This window comes from Paenarthrobacter sp. NPDC091711 (assembly GCF_044756605.1).
Taxonomy (GTDB): domain Bacteria; phylum Actinomycetota; class Actinomycetes; order Actinomycetales; family Micrococcaceae; genus Arthrobacter.
On sequence record NZ_JBIVTF010000021.1, the window covers coordinates 31,499 to 53,822 of the forward strand.

General features: G+C 63.0%; 19 protein-coding genes and 1 tRNA gene. 13 read left to right on the forward strand and 7 right to left on the reverse strand.

Features of this window, described 5'->3' with window-relative positions:
• The first annotated feature begins 195 nt into the window (after positions 1–195).
• Complete coding sequence (locus ACIQH5_RS20850; protein ID WP_400407285.1) at positions 196–351, forward strand: hypothetical protein; 156 nt, start codon at positions 196–198, stop codon at positions 349–351.
• Between the two features lie 332 nt (positions 352–683).
• Here the strand turns inward: ACIQH5_RS20850 and ACIQH5_RS20855 are convergent, their stop codons facing one another.
• Positions 684–1,118, reverse strand: coding sequence for a hypothetical protein (locus tag ACIQH5_RS20855; protein WP_400407287.1), 435 nt, complete (start codon positions 1,116–1,118; stop codon positions 684–686).
• 187 nt (positions 1,119–1,305) lie between these two features.
• On the opposite strand from ACIQH5_RS20855, the gene ACIQH5_RS20860 reads away from it, so the two are divergent.
• Entirely contained in the window at positions 1,306–2,580 is a 1,275-nt protein-coding gene (locus ACIQH5_RS20860; protein ID WP_400407290.1) for a Fic family protein, read from the forward strand.
• A 101-nt stretch (positions 2,581–2,681) separates the two neighbouring features.
• Here ACIQH5_RS20860 and ACIQH5_RS20865 read toward each other — a convergent pair.
• Together ACIQH5_RS20865 and ACIQH5_RS20870 are read right to left on the reverse strand one after the other, a co-directional pair.
• Positions 2,682–2,758 (reverse strand) — tRNA-Thr (locus tag ACIQH5_RS20865).
• Positions 2,759–2,902: 144 nt separating this feature from the next.
• Positions 2,903–3,781 (reverse strand): DsbA family protein, encoded by an 879-nt coding sequence (locus ACIQH5_RS20870; protein WP_400407337.1) that lies wholly within the window; start codon positions 3,779–3,781, stop codon positions 2,903–2,905.
• A 176-nt stretch (positions 3,782–3,957) separates the two neighbouring features.
• On the opposite strand from ACIQH5_RS20870, the gene ACIQH5_RS20875 reads away from it, so the two are divergent.
• The 5 genes from ACIQH5_RS20875 to ACIQH5_RS20895 all read left to right on the forward strand — a co-directional run bounded on the left by ACIQH5_RS20875 (position 3,958) and on the right by ACIQH5_RS20895 (position 10,655).
• Positions 3,958–5,451 carry a trehalose-6-phosphate synthase gene (locus ACIQH5_RS20875; protein WP_400407293.1) on the forward strand — a complete coding sequence of 498 codons (1,494 nt, stop codon included), beginning with the start codon at positions 3,958–3,960 and terminating at the stop codon, positions 5,449–5,451.
• A complete protein-coding gene (otsB, locus tag ACIQH5_RS20880; protein WP_400407296.1) occupies positions 5,441–6,238 on the forward strand; it encodes a trehalose-phosphatase in 798 nt (265 codons plus the stop codon). The genes ACIQH5_RS20875 and otsB overlap by 11 nt, the downstream gene beginning before the upstream one ends.
• Positions 6,239–6,444: 206 nt before the next feature.
• A complete protein-coding gene (locus ACIQH5_RS20885; RefSeq protein WP_062070492.1) occupies positions 6,445–7,527 on the forward strand; it encodes an ABC transporter ATP-binding protein in 1,083 nt (360 codons plus the stop codon).
• A gap of 102 nt (positions 7,528–7,629) precedes the next feature.
• A complete protein-coding gene (locus ACIQH5_RS20890; protein ID WP_400407298.1) occupies positions 7,630–9,243 on the forward strand; it encodes a beta-N-acetylhexosaminidase in 1,614 nt (537 codons plus the stop codon).
• Entirely contained in the window at positions 9,240–10,655 is a 1,416-nt protein-coding gene (locus ACIQH5_RS20895; RefSeq protein ID WP_011773665.1) for a DUF4032 domain-containing protein, read from the forward strand. The genes ACIQH5_RS20890 and ACIQH5_RS20895 overlap by 4 nt, the downstream gene beginning before the upstream one ends.
• A gap of 62 nt (positions 10,656–10,717) precedes the next feature.
• Here the strand turns inward: ACIQH5_RS20895 and ACIQH5_RS20900 are convergent, their stop codons facing one another.
• Positions 10,718–11,419 carry a GntR family transcriptional regulator gene (locus ACIQH5_RS20900; RefSeq protein ID WP_258142172.1) on the reverse strand — a complete coding sequence of 234 codons (702 nt, stop codon included), beginning with the start codon at positions 11,417–11,419 and terminating at the stop codon, positions 10,718–10,720.
• A gap of 34 nt (positions 11,420–11,453) precedes the next feature.
• On the reverse strand, positions 11,454–12,920 hold the full coding sequence (locus ACIQH5_RS20905; RefSeq protein WP_400407302.1) for a chlorohydrolase family protein: 1,467 nt from the start codon (positions 12,918–12,920) through the stop codon (positions 11,454–11,456).
• 142 nt (positions 12,921–13,062) lie between these two features.
• Here ACIQH5_RS20905 and ACIQH5_RS20910 point away from each other — a divergent pair, with 142 nt between their 5' ends.
• From ACIQH5_RS20910 to ACIQH5_RS20935, 6 genes are all read left to right on the forward strand, one after another.
• Positions 13,063–14,109 (forward strand): ABC transporter permease, encoded by a 1,047-nt coding sequence (locus tag ACIQH5_RS20910; RefSeq protein WP_400407305.1) that lies wholly within the window; start codon positions 13,063–13,065, stop codon positions 14,107–14,109.
• Positions 14,110–14,166: 57 nt separating this feature from the next.
• Entirely contained in the window at positions 14,167–15,891 is a 1,725-nt protein-coding gene (locus ACIQH5_RS20915) for an ABC transporter substrate-binding protein (protein ID WP_400407307.1), read from the forward strand.
• 82 nt (positions 15,892–15,973) lie between these two features.
• A complete protein-coding gene (locus ACIQH5_RS20920) occupies positions 15,974–16,975 on the forward strand; it encodes an ABC transporter permease (RefSeq protein WP_024819679.1) in 1,002 nt (333 codons plus the stop codon).
• On the forward strand, positions 16,972–18,036 hold the full coding sequence (locus ACIQH5_RS20925; protein ID WP_400407310.1) for an ABC transporter ATP-binding protein: 1,065 nt from the start codon (positions 16,972–16,974) through the stop codon (positions 18,034–18,036). Before ACIQH5_RS20920 ends, ACIQH5_RS20925 begins: the two co-directional genes overlap by 4 nt.
• Positions 18,037–18,044: 8 nt before the next feature.
• A complete protein-coding gene (locus tag ACIQH5_RS20930) occupies positions 18,045–19,067 on the forward strand; it encodes an ABC transporter ATP-binding protein (RefSeq protein ID WP_400407313.1) in 1,023 nt (340 codons plus the stop codon).
• A gap of 37 nt (positions 19,068–19,104) precedes the next feature.
• Positions 19,105–20,334 (forward strand): amidohydrolase family protein, encoded by a 1,230-nt coding sequence (locus ACIQH5_RS20935; protein ID WP_400407315.1) that lies wholly within the window; start codon positions 19,105–19,107, stop codon positions 20,332–20,334.
• 84 nt (positions 20,335–20,418) lie between these two features.
• Here the strand turns inward: ACIQH5_RS20935 and ACIQH5_RS20940 are convergent, their stop codons facing one another.
• Both ACIQH5_RS20940 and ACIQH5_RS20945 read right to left on the reverse strand, forming a co-directional pair.
• Entirely contained in the window at positions 20,419–20,910 is a 492-nt protein-coding gene (locus tag ACIQH5_RS20940) for a pyridoxamine 5'-phosphate oxidase family protein (protein WP_400407318.1), read from the reverse strand.
• Between the two features lie 104 nt (positions 20,911–21,014).
• Positions 21,015–22,268, reverse strand: a complete 1,254-nt coding sequence (locus ACIQH5_RS20945; RefSeq protein ID WP_400407320.1) for an MFS transporter — start codon at positions 22,266–22,268, stop codon at positions 21,015–21,017.
• Between the last annotated feature and the right edge of the window lie 56 nt (positions 22,269–22,324).

Here is a 22,324-nt window from a genome sequence, read left to right on the forward strand (position 1 = left end):
GGGACCGCAGTAGTGCCATGGGGAGATCTGCCCAGTGCGCTGAGGCGAGGAACTCACGACGGCGGCACTCGGCCCGGTGGGGCCGGTTCAGTACCTCGCCGGGACGGGATCATTCGGATCTGCGCCGGTAAGCCCCATCCGACTCGCTAGGCTGGCCACATGCCTACTCGTCCTATCTAGCCAAGGAGGAACACCATGGGTGGAATCGCCGCCTGGCACGTCATCATTGCCGCGGTTGTCATACTCGTTCTCATCGTCGTGGGAGTGCTGATCTACGTCGCCAAACGCGGCATCCCAAGGGGCATCGCACGCCGTGTTGCTGCTCGCGGCAACACAAAACAAACCCACTGACGGCCCTTACACGCAGGAGCAAGAAGCGACGGAGAGATCCACAGTCGCCTTTGACTTCCCCGACCGGCTGTCTACCTCAGCTCGAATGACAGCCACGGCTTAAAGCGAAACGTTTACAGCGAATCCAATTGGAGCCCCAGGGAGAACCAAGCATTGCGGTTCACTTCAGAGGGGGAAGCTCAAGCCCGGCGCAACACGGTCCTCACCAACAGCAAAAGCCAAGGAGTACTACGTCGTACCGCTAACCCCTTTTGAAGTCATAGACCGCTGACAGCTTCAAGCTTGGTCTCTCGCGTCTGTCGTCGCGCCGGGACATCTGCAGGCGACATGACTCAGATCCGGGTGACCTTCCAAGGCTTGATGTAGGCAAACATAACTACCGTCCCGGCCGTCACCAAGACAGGAAACCACAGGAAGAACGCGCCGGCTCCCGTACTGAGACCCACAATCGCGATCCACCAGCAGAGCGCCGCGGTGAAGCTCATCAAGATCAGTACGGACTTGCGCTGCGCGCTCCAAGTAGTCCTTGCTTTCAGAGACGGTGCTCCGAGGTGGCGCGGCTGAGTGCGTCGGCGCCGCGTGGCTGCGACCACGATCCCGGTGGCCATCAGCGCTGGGACGGTCAAGAAGATCGCACCAGCAGGACTGTTCACGATTCCCAGGAGTGCGACGCACCAGCTGAGCGCTGCCGTGAACACTGAGAAGATCAGCAGGTTTGATCGCGCCGAACTCCGTGCTGGTCTCAGTGGTCCACCATGACTGCTCACACCCGCTCCCTAAGTGAAGTTCCTGCCCTCCGTTGACGCCGTAAGAGCACTTTCCGCAGGTTTTGGGGAGAGCGCAGGCTTGAGACCTTCCTACGGAAGCGTAGGCCGCATGAGAAGAAACGACGCAGATATTCTCATTTCAATCCACTTATGAGAAAATCAGAATTCAGTCTTCTCAAAGGAAACCATGGATTCCCGGAACCTTCAGCCCCGCGGCATCTCTGCGGGCGGAGAGTTTGCCGCCAGCGCACACGCCGAACCGGGTACCTCCCTGACCACTGGTGTCGGAGCCTGGCCCGCCGTCGGCTACGAGGCGCATCCCTGGGAAACCGATCCCGATCGGAGCGCCTCCCGAAGACAGCGGCTGCTGGCCCGCGGACCCTACGAGGCCGCAGTCGCCCAAAAGATCGCCAGGCTGAACCCGGCCATTGATTCCCGAACCCAAGCACTGGCAGAAGCGGCAACGGTTGAGATGGTGCGCTTCGACGCCGAGCTGGGCAGGGACACCACACCATTCGCGGCACTGCTGCTGCGCAGCGAGTCCGCATCCAGTTCCCAAATCGAGAACCTGACCGCCGGCGCCCGCAAAATCGCCTTGGCCCAGCTGGGTGACACCTCCAGCTCGAACGCTTCACTGATCGCCTCCAACGTCAGGGCCCTGCAGGCGGCGATCGACCTGTCCGAGAATCTATCCGCGCAGAACATTGCTGTCATGCACCACGCCCTGCTGAACGCCTCCGACGAAAGCATCGCCGGTGAGTACAGGGACGCCCAGAACTGGATCCGGGGCAACTCCCCACACACGGCCGAGTTCGTCCCGCCCCATCCCGACCGGGTGATGCCGGCGGTCGAAGACCTGGTGGCCTTCATGCAGCGGGACGACATCCCGGCACTGACCCAGGCTGCTATCGCACACGCCCAGTTCGAAACAATCCACCCGTTCGCTGACGGCAACGGCCGCACCGGGCGGGCGATCGTCAGCGCGCTGCTGCGAGCCAAGGGCATAACTGAGAACGTCACTGTGCCCGTGTCCTCGGGGCTACTGACGGACACCCGTCTGTACTTTGATGCCTTGGGCGCCTACCGCGAAGGGGACATCGAGCCGATCGTGGAGCGCTTTGCGGAGTCCGCTGTCCGTGCGGTCGACAATGGCCGGCAACTGGCTGCCGACATCGAGGCCGTAGAGGCAAGCTACCAGGAACGCCTGGCCGGTGGTCCCTCGTCCGTCCGCAAGGTCCTGGACCTGATACCACGTGAGCCGGCACTGACCGCTGAGATGGTCGCAGAACACACCGGGGCCTCCCTGGCCACCGCATACCGGGCAGTGGAACGGCTGGAGGAAGCCGGCGTCCTGGCATCCGCCGGAAAAATCCGCGGCACCCGTGTCTGGGTGGCTCCTGACATCATCTCAGCCCTGGATGCCTTCGCCGACCGGGCAGGACGCCGAAACAGGCACAGCTGAGCGGGAAGAGCTTGATTCCAGGCCGGTTCGTGTAGTGCCCTGCACTGCAAACACGAAAAACCCCTCCGTTCCGGGCAAAATCGCCGGAACGGAGGGGTTCGTGGAGCCCCCTGTCGGATTCGAACCGACGACCCCCGCTTTACAAGAGCGGTGCTCTGGCCAACTGAGCTAAGGAGGCACGCTTCGGTTACCCGAAGCAAAGCGCGAAAGAGCGCTAGATAAGGTTAGCCCAGACCATCCCCGTCAACGAAATTCGCTGCCAAGCAGCAGCGGCCGGCCACCCGCGAAGGGTGACCGGCCGCCGTCGTGCATTCCGCGGGGTTTAGCCCTTGGCGGTGATTGCCGTCTGGATCTCGGCGTTCAGGTCGGACCTGCCGTCCCACTGCTTGCCGTCGATGAACACTGTGGGCGTTCCGGTGACACCGATTGCCGCAGCTTCCTGGGTGGCAACCTTTACCCAAGGCCGGAACTGCTTGCTGTCGATGCAGGAGTCAATGTTGGCTGCACCGATTTCGGTGGCCATTTTCTTGAGGTCGTTGTCGGAGATGCCCGCTCCGCCTTCAGCCGGCTGACGCTCGAAGAGCAGGTTGAAGAATTCCGCGTACTTTTCCGGCGAGGAGTTCACTACGCAGGCGGCAGCGTTGGCTGCGCGTGAGGAGTAGTTGGTGGTGGACTGGCGGTCCAGGAAGCCGAGGGCACGGTACTCGACGGAGATTTTGCCTTCGTTGCGGAGGTTCGTGAGGGACTCGCCGTAGGCGGTCTCGAACTGCTTGCACACAGGGCAGATGAAGTCGATGTAGGCAACCACCTTGACGGGCTTGCCTGCCTCGGCTTCGGCACCCGGCGCGGTTACCGTAGCCGGCTTGGTTTCAAGGGGAGCCGGGACGTCGGCCACGTTGACGGTGGCAGGTTCCGATTTCACCACTTCGGTGTTGGCCAGCAACGTCACACCGCCGTGCACGTTGCCGTTGGCCGGCGTCGGACCCTGATCGGCCACAGGCGCGTTGTTCTGCACATTGCCAACAACCACATACGCAACCACAGCGATAATGACCAGCACGGCCGCCACGATGCCCCAGCCGACAAGAAGCTTGTTGCGCTTCTCCTTCTTCAACTGTTCTTCGCGGATTGCGCGCGCTTTCTCCCGCGCCTGGGCGGTTCTTTCGGCCTTGGACAGGCGTGATTCGTTTGCGGGGCTCATCAGTTCCTCGGGGTATTCGACGTCAACGTGCATAGCTTGGGGCAACGGGGCCAGTTTACGGGAGCAAACTTGAAGGTTTGCCCACGCCCATTGACCCTGTTGTTGAACGATCAAGTGCCTGGGATGATTCCGCTAGTAGGCTGGGAGTTGAGTCACAGCAACCCCAGGGAGCATTAATGCAGGATCCTGCAAGCGACAAACTCAGTACCGAACAAGGCACCAAGGCTTCTCCAACGAAGAAGCCCACGGCGAGCACGTTCGATTTCATGGTGGTCTCCAACAGGTTGCCGGTGGATCGCATCAGCGATGACAACGAAGAAAGCGGCTGGCGTCGCTCGCCCGGCGGCCTGGTCACAGCGCTCGCGCCGATGATGACAAAGTCCGACGGCGCGTGGGTGGGTTGGCATGGCGCCCCGGATGAGACTGTGCGCCCGTTCAGCCACGAAGGTATGGATCTCCTACCGGTTCAGTTGAGCAGTGATGACGTTGAACTCTTTTACGAGGGCTTCTCCAACGCCACCATTTGGCCGCTCTACCACGACGTCATCGCGCCGCCGGAGTTCCACCGGACGTGGTGGGATTCCTACCGCAAGGTCAACCGGAAGTTCGCCGACGCCGTCGCTCGCCATGCAGCGGACGGCGCCACTGTCTGGGTCCAGGACTACCAGCTCCAGCTTGTTCCAAGGCTTCTGCGCGAGTCCCGCCCGGACTTGAAGATTGGCTTCTTCAACCACATACCGTTCCCGCCGCCGGAGATCTTTGCGCAGCTCCCTTGGCGCCGCGAAATCATTGACGGTTTGCTCGGCGCAGACCTGTTGGGCTTCCAGCGCCCCAGCGACGCCGGCAACTTCATGCGTTCCGCACGCCGCTTCCTGGGCGCCAGCGTCAAGCAGCAGCAGGTCCACGTCAAGGGCGCCAACGGCCAGGTCACCCACATCGCACGGGCCCAGGCCTTCCCGATTTCCATCGATGTTGCCCAGATCCGTGAGCTCGCCGACCGGCCGGACATCATCGAACGCGCCCAGCAGATCCGCAAGGACCTGGGCAATCCCAAGACCATCCTCCTGGGCGTGGACCGCCTGGACTACACCAAGGGCATCAGGCACCGGCTCAAGGCTTTCGAGGAACTGCTGGCGGACGGCCACATCAAGGTGGAGGACGCCACCCTGATCCAGGTGGCGAGCCCCAGCCGGGAGCGGGTTGAACAGTACAGGCTGCTCCGCGAGGAGATCGAAGGCACCGTGGGCCACATCAACGGAACCTACGACACCATCCAGAACACGGCTGTCCGCTACCTGCACCACAGCTACCCGGTGGAAGAAATGGTTGCCTTGTACCTCGCGGCGGACGTCATGCTGGTTACCGCGCTGCGCGACGGAATGAACCTTGTTGCCAAGGAATACGTCACCGCGCGACAAAACGACGACGGCGCGTTGGTCCTCAGCGAGTTCGCCGGCGCTGCTGATCAGCTCAAGCAAGCGTTCCTGATCAATCCGCACGACATCGATGGCCTCAAGTCGACAGTCCTGAAGGCCATCACCTTGGATCCCAAGGAAGCCCGGCGCCGCATGAAGTTGATGCGCAAGCAGATCCTTGACCACGACGTCGATCACTGGTCAGCGGAGTTCCTGGCTGCCCTCGAAGAAAAGGTAGTGCGCGATGACAGCTGAGAACTTGTCCCTTTCGCCCGAACTCTTGGAAGCAGTCCGGCGCATTTCCAGCACGGAGCACCTCCTGGTGGCCCTGGACTTCGACGGCACCCTCTCCCCCCTCGTGGACCACGCGGAAGACGCACGCCCCCTTCCCCGTTCGGCCGCAGCTTTGGAGGCCCTCGCGGAACTTCCACGCACGACGACGGCGCTCATCTCAGGCCGCGCACTGGACAGTCTGCGGCTGGTCGCCTCGCCACCGAAGGACACGCTGCTGATCGGCAGCCATGGCGCTGAGGTCTGGCTTGGTGAGGGATCGTTGGGCCTGGAACTGGACGAGGAGCAGCGCACGAAGCTGGCCGCGGTCCGTGAAGTTCTTGCGGAAATCGTGAACATCGCTCCGGGAACGTTGCTCGAAGACAAGCCCGCCGGCGTCGTCCTCCACACAAGGCTGGCCGACGATGACGTTGCCGAAGACGCCGTCGAGGCGGCCACCCGGGTGCTCCGCGAGCACCCCGGGGTCTACCTGAAGACGGGCAAGCGCGTGCTGGAAACCTCGGTGGTCCACGCATCCAAGGGTGAAGCCGTGGAGTTCCTTCGCCAGGCCACGGGTGCAACGGCCATTCTGTTTGCCGGCGACGACGTTACTGATGAGGATGCCCTGGGCCACCTGATGGGCGATGACGTTGGCATCAAAGTAGGCCTGGACTTCACCCAAGCGCAGTACCGGGTGGAAGCCCCGGTGCACGTGGCGGAGCTGCTCGAGGCCTTGCTGCGCGAGCGGCGGCACGTCACCGCAGAAGCCTGACGAGTGACGAGCGCAACATGTGACGTTCGTAACATTTAGGTAGTTAGTCAAAAAGTCTGACATACTCTTGGATGTGATGTGACGCACAGTACCGTGCGGCGTCACGCGATCCTCCCCGGCCCTTGGCCGGGGAGTTCAACTGAAGAAAATGAACCATTCACAACGGATCGTCCGGCACGTACCTGCCGGTGAAGGGATTGATAACTGTGGCTACAGTTACTTTTGATAACGCTACGCGTCTGTACCCGGGCACAGATAAGCCCGCCGTCGATAAGCTCAACATCGACATCGCCGATGGCGAATTCCTGGTCCTCGTTGGACCCTCCGGTTGCGGTAAGTCCACCTCGCTGCGCATGCTCGCAGGCCTTGAGGACGTCAACGCAGGCCGTATCCTGATCGGCGATCGCGACGTCACTGACGTTCCGCCGAAGGACCGCGACATCGCCATGGTCTTCCAGAACTACGCCCTGTACCCGCACATGACCGTTGCGGACAACATGGGCTTCGCACTGAAGATCGCCGGCGTCTCCAAGGAAGAGCGCGCCGAGCGTGTCCGCGAAGCCGCCAAGCTCCTTGACCTTGAGGCTTACCTTGACCGCAAGCCGAAGGCTCTCTCCGGTGGTCAGCGCCAGCGTGTTGCCATGGGCCGTGCAATCGTCCGTAACCCGCAGGTCTTCCTCATGGATGAGCCGCTTTCCAACCTTGACGCCAAGCTCCGCGTCCAGACCCGTACGCAGATCGCATCCCTGACCCGCCGCCTGGGCGTCACCACGGTTTACGTGACCCACGACCAGGTTGAGGCCATGACCATGGGCGATCGCGTTGCTGTCCTGAAGGACGGCCTGCTGCAGCAGGTTGACACCCCGCGCAACCTTTACGACCGCCCGCAGAACGTCTTCGTTGCAGGCTTCATCGGCTCCCCGGCCATGAACCTGCTTGAACTGCCGGTGGTGGACGGCGGTGTCCAGTTCGGCGGAACGGTTTACCCCGTGCCGCGCGACGTCCTCGAAGAGGCTCACGGCCAGACCGTCACGGTTGGTTCGCGTCCGGAAGACCTTGAGACCGTCGGCAACGGCGAAGGCCTCCAGGTTGAGGTTGACGTGGTTGAAGAACTCGGTGCCGACGCTTACGTTTACGGCCACACCATCCTGGACGGCAAGAGCCACGACATCGTGGCCCGCGTCGACGGTCGCCGCCCTCCGATGAAGGGTGAGTCCATCTTCGTTCGTCCGCAGTCCGGCCACGTGCACCTGTTCGACACGAAGACCGGTCTCCGCCTGGGCGACTAGTCCCCGGCGCTGACGCGTCTGTACGTTCCGCATTTTGATAGCGGCCCGACCCCTCCCGGTCGGGCCGCTCTCGCGTTAACCTAACTCTGGCGAAAGAACGGCATGAACACCACAGATAACCTGATCCCCCGCCCCTCCCACGTCGCACTACTGGACGGCCCGGCTTTCACGCTCTCATCCACCGCCCGGATCGCCGCCGGCGACTCAGCAGCCCCCGTCGCGGAACAGCTCGCAGCGCTCCTGCGCCGCGGCACCGGTTTTGATCTGCCCATCGTGGAAGACAGCCTCCCCGGTGACATCTCCCTCGAGCTGGTGGAAGCGTTCGACGGCGGCCCGGAAGCGTACGCGCTCAGCGTCACCGAGGATGGGGTCAAGATCACGGCGTCCACCGCCGCGGGACTGTTCAACGGAGCGCAGACGCTGCGGCAGCTTTTTCCGGCGTCCATCGAGGGCCCCGGTCCCACCGAAAGCAACGGCACCGCAAGCAGCGGCACAGCAGGCACCGGGGTGATTCCCGCCGTCGACATTGCGGACGCTCCGCGGTTCGCGTACCGCGGCCTCATGCTGGACGTGGCCCGTAATTTCTTCACCGTGGAGGAGGTGAAAGAGCAGATCGACGTCATGACGCAGTTCAAGCTCAACGCCCTGCACCTGCACCTCACCGATGACCAATCGTGGCGCATCGAAATCCACGAACCGGAACACAACCCGTCCGGGTTGCCCTACGGCAAGCTGACAGAGATCGGCGGGCTGGGCGCGGTAGAGGTGCCCACCGCGGTCCCAGCCCGCGGACGGCATGGCTTTTACACGCAGCAGGATTTCAGGGACATCCAGGCCTACGCCGCCAGCAAGAACGTGCTGCTGGTGCCGGAGATCGACCTCCCGGGCCACGTCAATGCGGCCCTCGCGGCCATACCCCAGCTCAATCCTGATGGCCAGGCGAAACCCATGAGCACCACCTCCGAGGTGGGCTGGTCAACCCTGACCGCTGACCTGCCGGTCACCTACGAGTTCGTCCGCGAAGTCCTTGGCCAGCTCGCCGCCATCACGGTGGGCCCCTACGTGCACATCGGCGGCGACGAAGCCCATGTCACCGGACATGACGACTACGTGACCATGGTCCAACAATTCGTCCGGATCGGCGCTGAAACCGGCAAGACCGTGGTGGGCTGGAACGAATTCGCCGCCGTCGAGCTTCCGGAAGGTGCTGTGATCCAGTACTGGCACGGCGATTTCGAGCCGGTGGTACGGCAGGCCGGAGAAGCAGCTTCTCGGGTGATCATGTCCCCCGCGGCCAACACCTACCTGGACCAGAAGTACGCGTCGGACAGCCCGGTGGGACTCGAATGGGTTGAAGGTGGACCCTTCACTTGGTCCGAGTACTACAACTGGGACCCGGCCCAGGGTGGCTTGGCAGAGGAGCAGATCCTGGGCGTCGAAGGCGCACTGTGGTCCGAGACCATCCGCGACAACAAGCAGGCCCAATGGCTCCTGTACCCACGTGCTGTTTCCTTGGCGGAAGTCGCCTGGTCCGGCCCGGAGGTCCGCAACACCGGTGACTTCCGACGCCGGTTGGGCGTCTTGGGTGAGCGGCTCACCAAGCAGGGCGTCGTCTTCCAGGAAGCACCCGACGTCGAGTGGTCAGCAAAGCCGGAGTATCCCTTTGCTGAAGCGATAGCTGCCCCGGACTCCAAGTACGGAACAATTGAGGCATGAGCGAGCAAAACGAAGCCCAGTGGCACGACGAACCCACCGACTACGGGCAGATCGGCAAGCTCCCCCGCACTGAAGCCGCGAGTGCGCAGGACACCGCACCGCCGGCCAGTGTCATCGGTTCCCTGAATATCACCGCTGCTGCGGCTGATCCGGAGTTGCTGGATTTGCCGTGGCATATTGCCTTGGAAGACTGGCCGGCTGAGAACCTTGCTGCGCTCCCCCGCGGTATTTCCCGGCACATCGTCCGGTTCGCACATTTGGGTGGCTCGGTCATTGCCATCAAGGAAACCTCTGAGCACGTTGCCCGCCATGAATACCACATGCTGCGGAAGCTGGCGCGACTGGACGTTCCTTGTGTGGAGCCGGTGGCTGTCATCACGGGCAGGACCACCGCGGATGGCAGGCCGCTGAATCCGGTGCTGGTCACACGCCACCTGAAATTCTCCATGCCGTACCGTGCATTGTTTTCCCAGATGCTCCGCAAGGACACCCTGACCCGGCTCATTGACGCTCAGGCGCTGCTTCTGGTGCGCCTGCACCTGGTGGGCTTCTACTGGGGTGACGTTTCGCTGTCCAACACGTTGTTCCGCCGTGATGCCGGTGCCTTCGCCGCTTACTTGGTGGACGCCGAAACGGGCGAGCTCTACCCGGACCTCTCCATGGGCCAGCGGGAATACGACCTCGAAATCGCCCGCGTGAACATCGCCGGTGAACTGATGGACCTGCTGGACGGCGGCCTCATCGAGGAAAAGGTGGATCCCGTAGCCACCAGTGAGCTGATCATGGACAGTTACCGCCGGCTCTGGACCGAACTGACGGAGAAGGAATCCTTCGAACTCGGCGAAAGGTGGCGCGTGGCTGCCCGGATCCGACGCCTCAACGAGCTCGGCTTCGACGTGGAGGAGTACGCCATCAAGACCACGGCGGACGGCTCCACCATCCAGCTCCAGCCAAAAGTGGTCGACGCCGGTCACCACCAGCGTCGCTTGCTGCGCCTCACCGGCCTGGACGCCCAGGAAAACCAGGCCCGCAGGCTCCTCAACGACATGGACCAGTTCCGTGCGGACAACAACCCGGACCTGGACGAGGAAATCAGCGCCCACATCTGGGTCAGCCAGATCTTCGAGCCCATAGTGCGTTCCATTCCGCGGCACCTCGCCGGGAAACTGGAGCCCGCGGAAGTGGTCCACGAAGTCCTGGAGCACCGCTGGTACATGAGCCAGAAGCAGGACAGGTACGTCCCCTTGGCGGAGACCGTGCAGTCCTACCTGGATACGGTGCTGCAGCACCGCCGCGACGAGGCCGCCATCATGCTGAACCCGGATACGGAGTTGCTCAAGATCCTTGAGGTGGAAGTGGAGGAATCCGGCCGGTACGACGACGAGGACGAGTACCCGGACGCGGACGACTAACGAGTTTTTGTACAGCTAATGCCCCTAAGAGGGCTTCTAAAGGGCGTTAGCTGTACAAGAACTCACGGTTCCAGCGTCTCGGCCAGCCCGGCCAGAACGGGTTCGCGGCCCAGCTCGATGTGCGAGTACGCCAGCGAGTAGGCCAGATCCGGCTTACCCTTCAGGATGGCGTTGCACAGTTCGGTGTGTTCATCGCGTTGGAGCTCATTGCTGCGGTTGTGGGCCAGTCCAAAGATCCAGCGCATCCGCCCGAACAGGGGTTTCACGGATTCAATCAGCAGCCTGTTCCCGGACAGTCGCACGATTTCGGCGTGGAGCTCGGCGCTAATCAAGGCGACGTCGTCGGTCCGTTCGTCGTCGATGGCTGCTTTGGAGGCCTCCATGAGTTCTTCCAGCCGTCCGCCGTCGCTGCCTTCGGCTACACGTGTGGCGGCCATGCGCGCGGCAAACGTCTCAAGGCAGAGGCGCACATCAAAAAGCTCGTTGACATCCGTGAGGGTCAGCTGGCGCACCACCGCACCGCGGCGGGGGAAAGTTGCCACGAAGCCGTCCTGTTCCAGGCGCTGGATGGCTTCGCGCACAGGAATGCGGGAGACGTTATAGAGCTCTGAAAGTTCGCGTTCCCGCAACCGCATACCCTGCGCGTACGTGCCCGTGACAATGCCCTCCAACACCAGTTGGTAGACATTCTCCGCGCGGGCCTCTTCGTCGCGGCCATTCCCGGTTTCCGGCATCGCCTCAGCCACTGTCAAACTTCCCTTCATGCCAGTGTCCGCTCCCTGCGGCGGACGGCGCCGGTCAGCGTTCCAACCGAGCATACACGGGAGGAAACAGCTCATCCGCCGCACGGTTCCGGCTGTCCCGGACGCTGTAGGCGCGGCGCATCTTGTCAAAGAGTTCCTGGCCCTTGACGCGCCAGTAGTCCAGGTCCACTCCATCGATGCGCCCTTCGGCCATGATGGTTCGTCCGGCTACCACTGAAAGCACGGCCTGGCGGGCTGTGCCGTTGAGGAGCAGGGTGCGGAACGGGTCGTCGTGGACACCGTCCCGGAAGTCCCCCAGGGAGAAGGCCACGAGGTCGGCTTGGGCGCCTTGCTGCAGCCGGCCAAGGTCCGGGCGCCTCAAAGCATGCGCACCGCCCAGGGTGGCGGCGTCGACGTATCCGGCGACGTCGCCGGCGTCGTTCCTCCCGGCGAGGATCTTGGCAAGCTGCACTCCCGCGTCCATGCCGCGGATCAGGTCCGGCGGGAAGGAGTCGGTACCCAGCGAAATGTTGACCCCTGCTGCCTTGTAGGCATTGAAGGAATCCAGCGTGCTTCCGTAACGCATGGACGTCAACGGGCAATGGATGATGCTGGCACCGCTTGCTGCCAACCGGGCGAGGTCGCCGCGGTCCTCCCCAAACACAGCAGGATTCCTGTCCATGTAGGTGGCGTGCGGGATGAGCAGGCGCTCGTTCAGCATTCCCACTTGGTCCAGGAGCTCCAAGGGTGTGACTCCGTGCCAGTCCAGGATGAGCTCGCGCTCCACGAGGCCCTGCAGTGAGTGCAGGCGCACCAGCACGTCCCGCTCGCTGGAAGCCGCCGCTGTCGCCTTGAGCAGCTCGATGTCCAGGGTTTCGATCCGGCACGGGAGCAGAACACCGTTGACCAGCGGATCGTTCAGCTCCGTTGCGTGGTCAATGAAGCGCAAGGCGTCGGCGAGTCCCTCACGTCCCCTGCCGTCGTCGAACATTACCGAGCGTTCGCCGTTCGCCAACACGACGTTCACACCGGATCTGTAGGCGGGGCCCAAATAGCCGCGCAGGCCCAAGCGGCGGCTGGTGTCCGCCATGCCCACCAGTTCCTCGAAAGGCTCAGCCCACTCCGAGTGAACTTCCGAGGCGATGGGCATGTAAGTGGTGATGCCGTGAAGTATCAGCTGGATGAGGGCGTACTCGCGGATCTCCTGGCGTTCTTCTGCTGTGAAGACGTCAGCGCGGCGGTGCTGGAAGTAATCCTCGGACCACTGATGGCCCTTGGCCTGCTCCGGACCTGCCCAGCTGTCCAGAATGAGGTGGTCTATGTCCGTCAACGCGTCGAGGTCGATCAGGCCGGGCATCAGCAGCGCTTCGCCTACGTGGACTTCCTCGTCCACCGGCCCGGTGTACTCGTATCCCACGTAGTCGATGGTGTGGCCACTGTAGACCACGCACGCATTTTCGAGCAGAACGTGGCGGCCGTTCTGATGCCCCAGCACGTAGCGGGCGGTGACCTTGGTAGGCACGGCGACTCCTGTTTCCTGTCCGCGAGGGACAGCTCGTATTACTCTCTGGTATTCCAAACAGTACATTATTTGTGATTTACATCGCATCAATCCTGCTCTAGTCTATTTTGGTATACAAGAACTCCGGAGCCAGCTCCTGATCATGAAACGAGCAGAACCGTTGACCCAGATACAGTCCGTCGAACCAAGCATCGGCAGCCCGCCGCTCCCTCCGGCAACGTCGCCGGAGGCCAAAGCTCCTGCCGAAGCACGTTCCCTCCTCGCCACGGCCTGGATGAGGATCCGGCGCAGCAAGATCGCGCTCCTCAGCCTGTGCGTGGTGGTTGCCATCCTGCTGTTCGCCATCCTGGCTCCCGTCCTCAGCGCCATCTCTGGCAACGACCCCTACACGTCCAACACCAGTCCCGAGGTTCTGGATGACTTCCAAACCCCCGGCCTGCCTCTTCCCGGCTACATGTATCCCTCGGCCCAACACTGGTTGGGCGTCGAGCCAGGATTGGGACGCGACCTGTTCGCCAGGCTCGCCTACGGCGGACAAGTGTCACTGACCATCGCGCTGCTCTCCACGGTGGTTTCAGTGGTCCTAGGAACTGTCCTTGGCGCGGCAGCCGGCTACTTCGGCGGTAAGACGGACGCCATCATCAGCCGCATCATGGACTTGTTCCTGGCCTTCCCGCACCTTCTCCTGGTGCTCTCCCTGACACCCATCCTGCAGTCACGGCTAAGGGACACGCCGCTGGGCGAAGGCAGCTTCCTGCCCACGGCCTCCCTGGTGATCATCCTGGGCTTCTTCGGTTGGGCGTACCTCGCCAGAATCGTCCGAGGCCAGGTGCTGAGCCTCCGCGAGCGCGAGTTCGTCGAAGCAGCCCGATCCTTCGGCGCCTCACACCTGAGCATTCTCTTCCGGCAGATCATCCCCAACGTCATGGGAGTGGTCCTGGTGTACGCCACCATGCTGATCCCCACCAACATCTCGGCCGAGGCAGCCCTCTCCTTCCTGGGCGTCGGCGTCAAGGACCCCACACCGTCGTGGGGCCAGATGCTCAACGCCGCCCAGTCCGGCAACTGGTACCTCAGCGATCCGTGGTTCCTCGCGGTCCCCGGCATCATGCTCGTCATCACCGTCCTGGCCTTCAACCTTCTGGGCGACGCCGTCCGGGATGCCCTGGACCCCAAGTCCTCCCGCTAGCAAATTTCGCACTAACCCTCATCCCCGCATCGCCTGTCACCCCTCACAAGGAGCATCATGAAAACCCCTGCAAGAGCTCTGGCACTTTCGGTGCTGATCGCCATGGCCGCTACCGGCTGCGGCGCCGGCCAAAGCCAGCCCAGCAGTTCCAAGCCCGCCGGTTCGGTCACGGAGTTGGCCCCCAACGTAGTCAAGTCCGGCTTCACCGCCAAGGGCGGCAACATCAACGTGCTGATGTCGTCCGATTTCCAGACGCTGGATCCCGGAAACAGCAACTACGTTCAGACCGCGAACGTGGGCCAGCTCTACTACCGCACCCTGACCATGGCCAAGGAAACAGCGGGCCAGCCGCCAACAGTGGTCCCGGACCTCGCAACGGACACCGGCAAGGTCTCCGACGACGGTCTCAGCTGGACCTTCACCCTCAAGGAAGGCGTGAAGTTCGAGGACGGAACGCCCATCACCTCGGCGGACATCAAGTACGGCGTGGAGCGAACCTTCGCCCAGGATGTCTTCACCCAGGCGCCGCAGGAGTTGAATGCAGCGCTCGACGCCGGCGGGTACAAGGGGCCGTACAAGGATCCTTCCGCTGTGCTCAAGGCGGTTGAAACACCCGACGAGCGCACCGTGGTCTTCCACCTGAAGAAGCCTTTTGCGGAGTTCCCGGCCCTGGCGTCCCGTTCCAATACGGCGCCGGTCCCGAAGGCCAAGGACACCAAGCTCGACTACACCAACCATCCGGTGTCCTCCGGCCCGTACATGGTGGAGTCCTACAACCGCGGCAAGTCCCTGAAGCTGGTCCGTAACCCGCACTGGGACCCCGCCACGGACCCCAACCGCTCGGCCCTTCCGGACACTTTCAGTTTCTCTCTCTCCACCTCCCAGGCCACCATCAGCCAGCAGCTTTTGGCTGACTCTGATCCGAATGCCATCACCCTTGATTCCAACGGCGCACTCCAGACCTCGGACTCGGCCAAGCTGGCGGATGCCAAGGTCAAGGATCGCGTTGCCTCGGGCCTCCTGGGATGCAACGACGTCCTGAGTTTGAACACCCAAAAGATCACGGACCCGGATGTCCGCAAGGCCATCGCGTTGGCGCTGGACCGCCAGTCCATCCTGGTCCAGTACGGTGGACGACGCTTCGGCGAGATCACCCAGAGCCCGCTCAATGCCAAAATGCGCGGCTATGTTGAAACCGAACTGGAACTGGATCCCACCGGTAAGCCGAAGCTGGAGGAAGCCAAAAAGCTCCTTGAAGGCAAGGACTTCCCCAAGACCCTGACGTACGGGTATGCCAACAATCGGGATGCCTTCAAGAACACCGGCACCGTTGTCCAGCAGAACCTCAAGGCCCTGGGCATCGAGGTTGAGCTGGTTCCGATCCCGGCACCCAACTACTACTCCGTACTGGCCAGCGAGCAGCTGCCGGACATGGGCCGTTCCGGCTGGTGCGGCGGTGCCGACCCGGCGTCGATCCGCACCTCCGCGGATCCCCTGCTGGGACCGAACAACGAGGGCACCAGTTACGGCTTCTCCAACACCTCCCGCTACTTCGATCCCGTAGTTTCCAAGGCCATGTTCGATCTCCGCAATACGGACGGCACCTCCGAGGAACTGGGCAAGAAGTGGTCCGAGGCGTTCGGCTCAGCTTTGAAGACCTACCCGATCGTCCCGCTCATCCGCAGCCACACCAACAGCGTGGTGGGTTCCAACGTCCGCAACGCCCAGGTGGGCTACTTCTTCGGCGGCATCGATCTCTCGATCGTCGGCGTCGAGCAATAACCGGGCTTCGAAAACTATTCGGGCATAGTCCAGAAGGAGAAGCGGGCCGCCTGCATCAGCGGGCGGCCCGCAACCACCAACCATGATGACTTTCATTCTTCGCCGGACCGGTTCGTTGGTCCTGCTTCTCGCCGCGGTCAGCTTTATTACCTTCACGCTTTTCCAACTCGGCCCCTCTGATCCCGCAGCCGCTGCTTGCGGTCAGGAGTGCACACCCGAGCGCGTGGCCGAGGCCCGTGTTGCTTTGGGCATGGACCAGCCCTTCTTCGTCCAGTACGCCGATTACATCCGCGGGCTCTTTTCCTCGCGAATGATCGGCGCCCCGGGTGCGCAGACTCTTTGCGAATGGCCGTGCCTCGGAAAGTCCTTCCAAACCAATGAGAACGTAGCCGACATCATCGGCCGCTCACTCCCCTACACCTTCTCCATGGCCATCGGCGCACTGGTGCTGTGGACCATCACCGGCGTCGGGCTTGGTCTTCTGGCCGCCCTCCGCAAAGGCTCACCCGTGGATAAGTTCATTGTGGGTGCCGCCTCCGTTGGCGTTTCACTGCCCATCCCCGTCACGGGCCTGTTCCTGCTGCTCCTGTTCGTCAACCAACTGCACCTGTTGCCCTTCACCACCAACGAGATCAGCAGTCCCTTCGGCCCGCAAGGACCCGGGGCGTGGGTGGCCAACTACCTGCTGCCTTGGATTGCGCTGGCTGTGCTCTTCAGTGCTTCCTACATCCGTGTCACCCGGACCAACATGATCGAGACGTTCGGCGAGGACTTCATTAGAACGGCCCGCTCCAAGGGTCTGGCCCCGCGGACAGTCACCTTCAAGCACGGCGTTCGGGCCGGCATCACACCGGTGGTGACCATGCTCGGCATGGACATAGGCCTGTTGCTGGGCGGTGCAGTTCTCACCGAGCAGATCTTCTCCGTCCCCGGTCTGGGCTTCACCGCCGTACACGCCGCCATTTCCGGCGATCTCCCCGTCACCATGGCCATCACCATGTTGGCCGCGTTCTTCGTGATCGTGGCGAACGTTGTGGTGGACCTCGCCTACGCCGCCATCGATCCCCGAGTGAGGCTCCAATGACCCAGTTGAATATCACCGCCAAGACGGCGAGCGCCCCGGCCGGCGGTACGGCAGGTGGAACAGCACCGTTCCTTGAGGTCCGCGGCCTCACCGTGAAGTTCCCTACGGATGACGGCGTTGTTTCCGCAGTGAACGGCATGGACTTCTCACTGGAACGGGGTCAGACCCTTGGCATTGTGGGCGAGTCCGGTTCGGGAAAATCCGTGACCAGCCAGGCGCTGATGGGCCTGCTCAAAGGCACGTCCGCCCAGGTCACAGGCCAGGCGATGTTCCAGGGCAAGGACCTGGTCACCCTGCCCGAGTCGGCCATGCGCCCTCTCCGTGGCCGCAACATCGGCATGATCTTCCAGGATCCCCTTTCAGCGCTGCACCCCTTCTATACGGTGGGTCACCAGATTGCCGAGGCGTACCTGGTCCACAACAAGGCGAGCAAAAAGCAGGCCCGGGCTGCCGCCGTCGACATGCTGGGCAGGGTGGGTATCCCCAGCCCTGAGCAGCGCTACGACGAGTACCCGCACCACTTCTCCGGCGGCATGCGGCAGCGTGCCATGATCGCCATGGCACTGATATGCGAGCCTGAACTGCTGATTGCCGATGAACCAACCACTGCGCTGGATGTGACGGTCCAGGCCCAGATCCTGGATCTGATGTCCGAGCTCCAAGAAGAAACCAATTCGGCGTTGATCCTGATCACACACGACCTCGGCGTGGTTGCCGAGGTCTGCGACAACGTGCTGGTCATGTACGGCGGCCAGTGCGTTGAGTCCGGGCCGGTGGACGAAATCTTCTACGATACCCAGCACCCTTACACCCTGGGACTGCTCAATTCGATGCCTACGCTCAACAGCGCGTCGAGCCGGCTGAACCCCATACCCGGCCAGCCGCCGTCGCTCCTTGACCTGCCCCAAGGCTGCATCTTCAGCGCACGGTGCCAGTACACGGAACTCGCCGGCGACGGCATCTGCGTCAGCCAGCGGCCGGAACTGCGGATAGAGGACGGGCACGGCAAACGCTGCCACTTGAGCGGCCCGCAGATCATCCCCATCCGGAATTCGCGTTAGGACCCGCCATGGAACATCAGCCAATTCTCCAGGTGGAGAACCTGCAAAAGCACTTCCCGCTGAAGGGCGGCATGCTTCCGGGTGCCCCTAAGCGCTCGGTCAAAGCGGTCGACGGCGTATCGTTCAGTCTCGCCCGTGGCCAGACCTTGGGGCTCGTAGGTGAGTCCGGGTGCGGTAAGTCCACCACCGGCCGGATGGTGGCCCGCCTCATGGACCCGACGGGCGGAAGGATTCTGGTGGACGGCGAGGACATCAGCGGGCTCCGCGGCAAGGATCTGTACAACTTCCGCCGTAAAGTCCAGATGATTTTCCAGGATCCCTTCGCTTCGCTGAATCCGCGTCAGACGGTGGGTACGGCCATCGCCGCTCCCATGGTGGCGCAGAAGATCAATCCGCCGGGTGGGCTCAAGAACCGGGTCAAGGAACTCCTGGACCAGGTGGGGCTCAAGCCGGAACACTACAACCGGTTCCCGCACGAGTTCTCCGGGGGTCAGCGTCAACGTGTGGGTATAGCCCGGGCGATTTCCCTGAACCCGTCGGTGATTGTGTGCGACGAACCAGTGTCCGCACTGGATGTCTCCGTGCAGGCGCAGGTGGTGAACCTGTTGCAGCAGATCCAGCGCGACACCGGCGTTTCCTACATCTTCATTGCCCACGACCTCTCGGTGGTCCGGCACATTTCCCATGAAGTGGCAGTGATGTACTTGGGCAAGATCGTTGAGCAGGGGCCTCGTGACGCTTTGTTCAGCGACCCCTTGCACCCTTACACCAGGGCATTACTTTCGGCAGTGCCCCTTCCGGATCCCCGGACCGCCCGTGAACAGGTGAAAATCCGGCTGCGTGGAGACCTTCCCTCGCCGGCTAATCCGCCCAGCGGCTGCGTCTTCCGGACCCGGTGCCCGCTGATCGGCACGCTCCCGGAGGAACAGCGTCAACGCTGCATCAACCAGATCCCCGCGCCCGCCCAGCCCGCTGAGCCCGCCTGCCACCACACAGGTATGGCCGCAACGGTCTTGGCAGGCGTGCAATAGAGGCATGCACTAGATTCACTAGCAAAAGGAGCAACCATTGAATACCCTGATCCGCGCCGTCCGCCCTTGGGGGCAAGCGCTCAGCGACGTCACCCTCGTCGCTGGCGAAGCAGGCGGCAAGATCACCGCCGTCGAACCACACAACCCTGCGCGCGTGGTCCCGGATGGCGTCACTGTTGTCGAAGGACGTGGGCGCCTGCTGCTGCCGTCGTTCTCGGATGTCCACGTTCACTTGGACTCCACCCGGATCGGCCTCCCGTTCCGGGAACACACAGGCGGTCCCGGCGTGTGGACCATGATGATGAACGACCGTCAAAACTGGCGGAACGCCGAAGTTCCCCTGCAGGAACGCGTGAACGACACCCTGGCCCGCATGATCGCCCGGGGCACCACCCGCGTTCGCTCCTACGCTCAGGTGGATGTGGACTGCAAGCTGGAGCGTTTCGACGCCGTTGCTGCTGCCAAGGAGAAGTTCTCCGGCCAGGCTTCCGTGGACATCATCGCCTTCCCTCAGGCCGGACTGTTACTGGAAGAGGGCACGGTGGAGCTCATGGAAGAGGCGTTGAAAGCCGGTGCCAACGTGATGGGCGGGATCGATCCTTGCACGCTGGACCGCGATCCGGCGAAGCACCTGGACATCGTGTTTGGGCTGGCTGAGAAATATCAGGTTCCCATCGACGTCCACCTTCACGAGCCCGGTGAGTTGGGCGTCTTCAGCACCGATTTGGTGCTGGAACGCACCCGCGCGCTGGGCATGCAGGGCAAAGTCACCATGTCCCATGCGTACCAGCTGGGCAGCGTCAACGAGGCCACCACGCGCAGGCTCATTGAGGCCTTCGCGGACCTCGATGTCTCCCTGGCTTCGGTTGCTCCTTCCGCTGCAGGCCAGTTGCCCATCCCGCTGCTCACCGAAGCCGGTGTTCGTTTGGGCCTCGGCGAGGACGGCCAGCGCGACTACTGGTCCCCCTACGGCAACACGGACATGCTGGACCGGGCTTGGCAGCTCGCCTTTACCCACGGCTTCCGCAAGGACGAACTCATCGAGCACTGCCTGGCCATCGCCACGATCGGCGGAGCGAGCATTCTTGACCCCGGCGCGACCAGGCTGAAGGACACCGCCCACCGTCCCGGCGTCGAGGTCGGTGACCCCGCTGAGCTGCTCCTGGTGGACGGCGAAACGGTAGCCTCCACGGTGATGGACCGTGGCAAGGACCGCACTGTGATTCACGCCGGCAGGGTGGTGGCCGAGCAGCTGGAACTCGTCTAGCGTCAGCAAACAACCCGCCCTTGTTCGAACTCCGCGCCGTACAGCGTGAGGACGTCGAACGAGGGCGGGTTTCGTCGTTAGGAGTTATTCGCTGCGCGCCGTGGGCGCATCATCCAACGGCGACCACCACGTCACAGCTGGAGTGACCGTGAAGCGGCGCCCGGTCACTTCGCTCGGAGTGATGCGGATGAACTGGTCCTTCTGCCCCGCCTCCCAGGGGAACAGCAGGAGGCCGACTGTATCCAGCACGTCCTGGGTCAGCTTCACAGCGGACGCCTGGCCCTTGACCACCACGCTCCATGCCACCCCGGTATCGGCATTGACGCCATCCGCTTCGATGGCCACCGGAGCGTCGCCGAGAGCTGCATGAAGCTTGGTGCCTTCACCGGTCCGGAACACCATGGTTCCGTGATCCACTTTGTAATTCACGGGGAAGATATCCGGGTGATCGTCCACCACAACGGCGAGCCTGCCCACCGAGACCCCACGCAGGAGCTCCCAACACTCGTTGGTCTCCAGGATTTCAGTAGCTGGCGTTTCCGGTTGATTGGTACCTGTTGCTGCTGAGTTGGTCATATGGCCGAGGATACGCCGCCGAGTTGCTGCGCGAACAGGCCCCACCCGTTTTCCGGACAAGCGGACGCGGTGGCGCTCACTTCCCCTTGCCTCGAATGGCCGGATTATCGAACGGACGTGGCCTTGGAGCCGTTCGTAGTTGCTTGCTCAGGCGGCGCGGTCGCCTCTGTTGCCTCCGCGCTGACGAGGGGTCCACGGATGGCAAAGAAGCCTGCACCTGCCAGCACTACGGCTTCTGCAGCGAGCATGCAGAACGTCACTTCCCAGCCACCGGTCATGGCATGCAGCAACCCGGCGCCCAGCGGGCCAAGGGACGCCAACGCGAAACCGAATCCTTGGCTCATGGCCGATAGCCGACCTGCGGACTGGGGCCCAATTGATCGGATCACCACCAGCGCCATCGCCAGCCCGAATCCGGCACTCTGGACCACGCCCAAGATCCCGACCATGAGGAACTGCAGCTCAACCGGTGCCATCAGAACTCCCAGCAGCGCAGCTGCCACAGACAGGCCAAGTCCGGGCGCCATGATCCTCAAGATCCTGGGCCGGCCGGCCAGCACAGGTGCCAGCAAGCTGGCTGGCAAGCCCGCCAGGCTAAACCAAGCAAGCAAGGCTGCGGCATCAGCGGGCGCGAGTCCACGGGATACCAAGTACACAGCCAGCCAGGACGTGATTGCGAAGTACAGCATGGCTTGGAGCCCGAAGAACGCCGTCACGGCCCACGCGGTGCGTTGCCTCCGGAGCGGAGTGGCCGCATCAGGGGCCCCGGTGATGGTGGGAGTAGCGCTGGCGGCCGGGCTGGTAGCCGCGCTGGACGCCGTGGTGGGTGCCGTCGGGCGTCCTCCGGATCGGTGGATCAGGAACGCTCCCAGTAACGCCGGTACCGCCCAGACGGCCAAGGCTGAGGGCAGGTTGCCGCCGAATGCTTGCTCAAGTGGTTGGACCAGCCCTGCCCCAAGCGCGGCTCCGAGCCCGAATCCCATGGTGCACAACCCTGTCCACCAGCCTGTGCCGCGGTTTGCCTTGACGATCTGAGGCACCAGGACGCTCGCGGTCATGATCGCCATGCCCGCCAAGAACGTACCTGGAAGCAAAAGTGCCGGAACTGTCGCCCGAACAATCAGGGCAGCAGCGAGAACCAACAACGCCACGGCGACGGCGCGGCCGGTCCCAAGACGCCGGGCCAGCCAGGGCCCAATCGGCCCCGAAATACCAAAAGCCAGCACCGGCAAGGTCCCCAGCAACGGAAGAAGCGACGGATCCAAACCGAAGACGCCAGGCACCTGGTTCATCACCCCGGCAACAGTTGTTATGGCAGGCCGAAGATTGATGGAAACCATGACGAGCGCAAGCAACACGAGCCCCGCCATCAGCCTCGGACTCGGTCCCACTCCAGCCTGCCGCTTCTCGCGCA